Annotated in this window: 8 protein-coding genes; 7 read left to right on the forward strand and 1 reads right to left on the reverse strand. The window is 32.3% G+C overall.

Features of this window, described 5'->3' with window-relative positions:
* Positions 1-188 (forward strand): GNAT family N-acetyltransferase (locus HU235_RS15975; RefSeq protein ID WP_174880845.1); only part of this gene is annotated, 188 nt, incomplete at its 5' end.
* 192 nt (positions 189-380) lie between these two features.
* Here the strand turns inward: HU235_RS15975 and HU235_RS15980 are convergent.
* The gene (locus tag HU235_RS15980) at positions 381-740 is read right to left on the reverse strand and encodes a YugN family protein (protein ID WP_095298920.1); all 360 of its coding nucleotides are present in this window, start codon (positions 738-740) and stop codon (positions 381-383) included.
* A gap of 583 nt (positions 741-1,323) precedes the next feature.
* On the opposite strand from HU235_RS15980, the gene HU235_RS15985 reads away from it, so the two are divergent.
* From HU235_RS15985 to HU235_RS16010, 6 genes are all read left to right on the forward strand, one after another.
* Positions 1,324-2,409: a CAP domain-containing protein gene (locus HU235_RS15985; protein ID WP_145582232.1), complete on the forward strand. Its 1,086-nt coding sequence runs from the start codon at positions 1,324-1,326 to the stop codon at positions 2,407-2,409.
* Between the two features lie 197 nt (positions 2,410-2,606).
* Positions 2,607-3,005 (forward strand): YlbD family protein, encoded by a 399-nt coding sequence (ylbD, locus tag HU235_RS15990; RefSeq protein ID WP_174880846.1) that lies wholly within the window; start codon positions 2,607-2,609, stop codon positions 3,003-3,005.
* 30 nt (positions 3,006-3,035) lie between these two features.
* Positions 3,036-3,275 (forward strand): YlbE-like family protein, encoded by a 240-nt coding sequence (locus tag HU235_RS15995; RefSeq protein WP_174880847.1) that lies wholly within the window; start codon positions 3,036-3,038, stop codon positions 3,273-3,275.
* Positions 3,276-3,367: 92 nt separating this feature from the next.
* The gene (locus tag HU235_RS16000) at positions 3,368-3,799 is read left to right on the forward strand and encodes a hypothetical protein (protein ID WP_174880848.1); all 432 of its coding nucleotides are present in this window, start codon (positions 3,368-3,370) and stop codon (positions 3,797-3,799) included.
* Positions 3,800-3,861: 62 nt separating this feature from the next.
* Positions 3,862-4,311, forward strand: a complete 450-nt coding sequence (locus tag HU235_RS16005; RefSeq protein ID WP_095298910.1) for a regulatory iron-sulfur-containing complex subunit RicF — start codon at positions 3,862-3,864, stop codon at positions 4,309-4,311.
* A gap of 150 nt (positions 4,312-4,461) precedes the next feature.
* Positions 4,462-4,676, forward strand: a 215-nt coding sequence (locus HU235_RS16010; RefSeq protein ID WP_174880849.1) for a DUF2129 domain-containing protein, incomplete at its 3' end; no start/stop codon positions are given.

Raw genomic sequence — 4,676 nt, forward strand, 5'->3', positions numbered from 1 at the left:
TTGCATATGAAGCTGTAGATGCATTTATTGATTGGTTAACTTACCATAAGTCGGTTAAAAAAGTGATTATGGAATGTTCAATCGCACAAAATCAAGCAATTCGCTTATATAACAGATTAGGAATGATCTGTTCAAAAAAAGATGGTGAAATCTTAGTTTGGGAAATTCAGAAAAAGGATTTGCAATAATTTTGTGGAACGTATTGACCAAATTAAGCAACTGTTACGAGAATAATAAAAAAGCAAAGGGAATCTTTGCTTTTTTATTGTTTAGAAAATGGTGGAAAGCGGTATAATGACTTGCAACATCTTTAAATCTTAGAAGCAGCCTTTTTCTAATACGTTTCTACCAGATCTAATCGCTTACAATTTTACTCTTGTTTAAATACTTACGTTTTTCAATGCCTCTGATAATTGATTCAATAATTTTTTACTTGTATTAATTACTCCGGTAGGAAAATGTTCACCTTCTCCGTATTCAACACCGTGAGGATAGTAATGCTTACCTAGTAATGGAGTTAATAACTTTATTACAGCGTATCTTCCTCCAACATCTCCCTCAACAGCATATCCTTGAACACGTAAATAAAAAACATCGCCTTTTACTTCAATTTTTCTGTCATATGTTACTCGTTCATAGTCCCATTGATCTGCTCTAACGAGTCCGATGTCTTCCATTATTAAATCAAGCCGTGATAATTCGATTGTTAAACCTTCTAAACCAGTATCTTCGATTCTCATAGGTATTTCCCTCCTAAAGCCTTTTCACTCATTATATTATAACTTAAATCATTTCATAAAATAAAGTGAATAAACAATGTGGAATAGACATTTATTTAACAGGACAGCTGAAAGCAAATTTTATAAATGATAGACTCCCCAAAATAAATAATAGTATGAAAATTCCTAACTTGCAATGCTATGCAATTTTTTATTTGTTCTCATATTTTTTACTGAGAGAAAAATATGGATAAAATTCTCTTGGTGGTATTAAACCATAGGCTCTATATATTTCGAGACTATATTCAAATGTCAGAGGTAAATAATGAAAGAAACAATAGTAGTATATAGTAGAACAAGCCTACCAAGGTTTTAATTCATGTTTATTTTAAATTTTAAAGATTTACCCTTGACAAAGGAGGACTTCATCCAAACTAAATGATATAATAATATTGAGTTATATTTAATTTTATTAAGCGATAATGTTTAAGTAGATAATTTTTGGGGATAATAGTAATACTACTAAAACTCAGAATAAACTAGAATAACTATGGTTCGTTTTCATATAATAATAGAAACATTCAGGCTGAAGGAGGGGAGTAACATGCGAATCATCTTTCGAACTGTTGTCATTTTTTTAATCATTTTTGTTAGTTATGTATTGTTTATATATTTTGGACAATACACGCCTTCAGAACAACATGAAAATGAAGATGTTCAAATCTCAAATGAAGAATTACCAAATGAAGACAATAAAAAAGAGGGAAGAGATGCTTCACAAAAATTACCTGAAGATGGAATTTTGTCCTTAATGAATAAATCATCAGAGGAAATAACGGCCCAACTTGGTGAACCAGATCGAATAGATCCTTCAGCATATGACTATGATTGGTGGATATATCAACAATCTGAAAAACAATATATTCAAATAGGGATTTTGAATCAAAAGGTAGTCACAGTTTATGGGATAGGTGAAGAGGTAAATGTAGAGCCTTTAAAAATAGGACAATCAGTACAAGAAGTTTTCAAGACGGTTCAAATTACTCCAACACTATCTTTAGAACATAATGGGAACACATATCGATTTGAGTTATCTGAGGAAGATATGAATACACGTCCAACAGTTAAAATTGGTGAAGTGTATGTACAACTATATATAGACAAATTTGATGGGATTTTGTCAAGTATAAGAGCGATGGATGCTGAAACCTTTATTAAGCAACGGTCCTACGAGGTTACTTACCGAGGTGAATTGATAGAACCTCAAGATGTAAGTGAGGAAAAATGGGAGAAAATCGAGGAAGGCTCTGAAAAGCAAATTCTTTCTATTACAAATATAATGCGGGTAAGACATCATGTTCCTGCAGTTAAGTGGGACGAAGAGACGTCAAAGGTTGCATTTTTGCATAGTGAGGATATGAAAAAAAATAATTATTTTTCTCACGAAACACCAAGTGGTGAGACACTAGTTGATCGACTTGGTGAGCAAAATATTAAATACGAGATGGCTGGTGAGAATATTGCAGCTCATTACGTAGATGGTATAGCAGCATCTGAAGGCTGGCTTAATAGTAAGGGACATCGTGATACTATGTTAAATGAAGAATTTACACATTTAGGTGTAGGTGTAGATGAATTGTATTATACACAAAACTTTATAAAGACATGGGAACAAGTTAATTTACATTAAGGTTGGTTAAATACCAGCCTTTTTGTTGTTTTATCGATTGTGAAATGAAGTTATTAAAAGCTAAATGCAATGCATCAAGATCAAAATGTCGTGATGACTAACGTTACGGCTTCTTTTTTGTCTTGATAAATGGGCGAACAGAATAAACATCAAATTGATATGATAAAGTAGGCAAATGTATCAATGAGGTGAGGAAAATGTCAACGAAGAAATCACATACTTCAATTCAACAATTTAAGGAATTTGTAAAGAGACACCCGAAGCTTGTTCAAGAGGTAAGAAAAGGACAAAAGGAATGGCAGGAAGTGTTTGAGGATTGGTATTTGTTAGGGGAAAATGATATTATCTGGAATCAATATAAAGAGGAAAAAGCAGAGGAAGCTGGAAATAAAGAGGAAGATAAAGTAGATTTTATGTCACAAATGCTAACTGCAGTAAAAAAAATGGATATGAATCAAGTGAACCACCATATTTCAAATATGAGTAATACAATAACAACGATACAACAATTATTTGACCAATTTGGTCTGACAAAAGGCGGGAACAAACCTTCTTCTGGTGGGAATCAGCATCCTTTTTCCTTCCGAAAAGATTAATGGAATATATAAGATTGGAAGGGGCCTTATATGAGAAAGGAAATTCAAGAATATATCCAGTTAGATAAAGAGCGCCAGCAATTTCTTCGAGAGCAACCATATTGGTATCGAAAACTTGCAAGAAATCCAAATGATCTTGAATCGTTTGAAATTGCAATGATGAATTATTATCAAAAAACGATTCCACATAGAGTTGCGCATTTTTCGAATTCCTTGCAAATGGCGCAAATGATGATCGGGATGTTTCAAGCAATGCGACAATCAGATTGAAGACGACTTAAAAAAGTTTAAGTCGTTTTCTTTTTTTGTATATTATGTTTTTCTATTTGTTTGCAAACAATATCAATAAAGGAGGGAATGTTATGGGACGTACCATCATAATTTTATTGATAATAGGATTACTTGCCACCGGCTGCTCAAAGGACAGGCCAAGAGCCTTAGCGGAATTAGAAATAATTCCTGTATCATACTCAGAAAAGGATTCAAACGTATTAGAGGTTATGAGTCAACAAGAAAGGAAAGCAATTAAAATAAATCATCATATTAAAAACAAGGATATATATGTAGAATGCTACATACCGAATTTTGTATATAAAGAAAAGGGAGGAAGTAAAAAGAATGGTGAAGGGCATCTTGGAATTTTTGTAGATGGAAAGTTAATTGATGAAATCTACACTGCGGCGTTTATTTTGAAAAATTTCCCCAAAGGAGAACATAGCATAAAGGTGGAAGTATTTCATAATGATTCTTCAAGCTATAATTTATCGAAAACTTGGATTGAATCGATTAAATAGTTTATCACATTTTTCAAATGAGGATAATCGTGGTAAAATATTGTCGGAGGTGCAAATACTCTATGTTTGCTACTATAGAAAGTATAATGTTACTTGATGAAGCGGAAAATTTAGCTAATTTAGTTCTTCAGTCAGAGCCTGCTGAAGAATACCGACTTCGTTATCATATATTAAAGAATGATAAAAATGCGCAAAGGATTATCAGTCAATTTTCTAAAACAAAAGAATTATATGAAGATGTGCAGCGTTTTGGAAAATATCATCCTGATTACAGGAAAATATCTAAAGATATGCGAGAGATAAAAAGAGAACTTGACTTGAATGAGAGTATTGCCAATTTTAAAAAGGCCGAAAATGAACTACAGTCATTACTTGATGAAATTAGTGTTCAAGTTGGTCAAGCAGTATCTGAGCATGTTAAGGTTCCTACAGGTAATCCGTTCTTTGATACAGGATCCAGTTGTGGTGGTGGCTGTGGATCAGGAGGAAGTTGTGGTTGTAAAGTTTCTTAAAAACGAGTCATTTGACTCGTTTTTTTTTAGATAAGTGAAAAGAAGATATATTGTGAGAACAATGAAGATTTGCTAGACTAACAATGTATGGATTTTTTATCGAATATAAATAAATGAAAATAAAAGAGATATATTTAAGGAGAATAAATTATGTTTGAAAAGCGGCAAGGAATCGTTGTTTGGCTTCATTCTTTAAAACATGTAAAAATGTTAAGGAAATTTGGGAATGTACACTATGTATCTAAGCGATTAAAGTATGTCGTGTTATATTGTAATATAGATGTAGTTGAACAAACTTTACAAAAATTATCTACATATTCATTTGTAAAACTCGCTGATCCATCATATAAGCCGTTTCTTAAGCT

Origin of the sequence: Metabacillus niabensis, assembly GCF_902829255.1 — a bacterium.
Lineage (GTDB): Bacteria > Bacillota > Bacilli > Bacillales > Bacillaceae > Metabacillus > Metabacillus niabensis.

Bases quoted from the DNA above. Each gene is read 5' to 3' on its own strand.
- HU235_RS15980 (WP_095298920.1), bottom strand. From the start codon at position 740: ATGAGAATCGAAGATACTGGTTTAGAAGGTTTAACAATCGAATTATCA.
- HU235_RS15985 (WP_145582232.1), top strand. From the start codon at position 1,324: ATGCGAATCATCTTTCGAACTGTTGTCATTTTTTTAATCATTTTTGTT.
- HU235_RS15995 (WP_174880847.1), top strand. From the start codon at position 3,036: ATGAGAAAGGAAATTCAAGAATATATCCAGTTAGATAAAGAGCGCCAG.
- ylbD (WP_174880846.1), top strand. From the start codon at position 2,607: ATGTCAACGAAGAAATCACATACTTCAATTCAACAATTTAAGGAATTT.
- HU235_RS16005 (WP_095298910.1), top strand. From the start codon at position 3,862: ATGTTTGCTACTATAGAAAGTATAATGTTACTTGATGAAGCGGAAAAT.
- HU235_RS16000 (WP_174880848.1), top strand. From the start codon at position 3,368: ATGGGACGTACCATCATAATTTTATTGATAATAGGATTACTTGCCACC.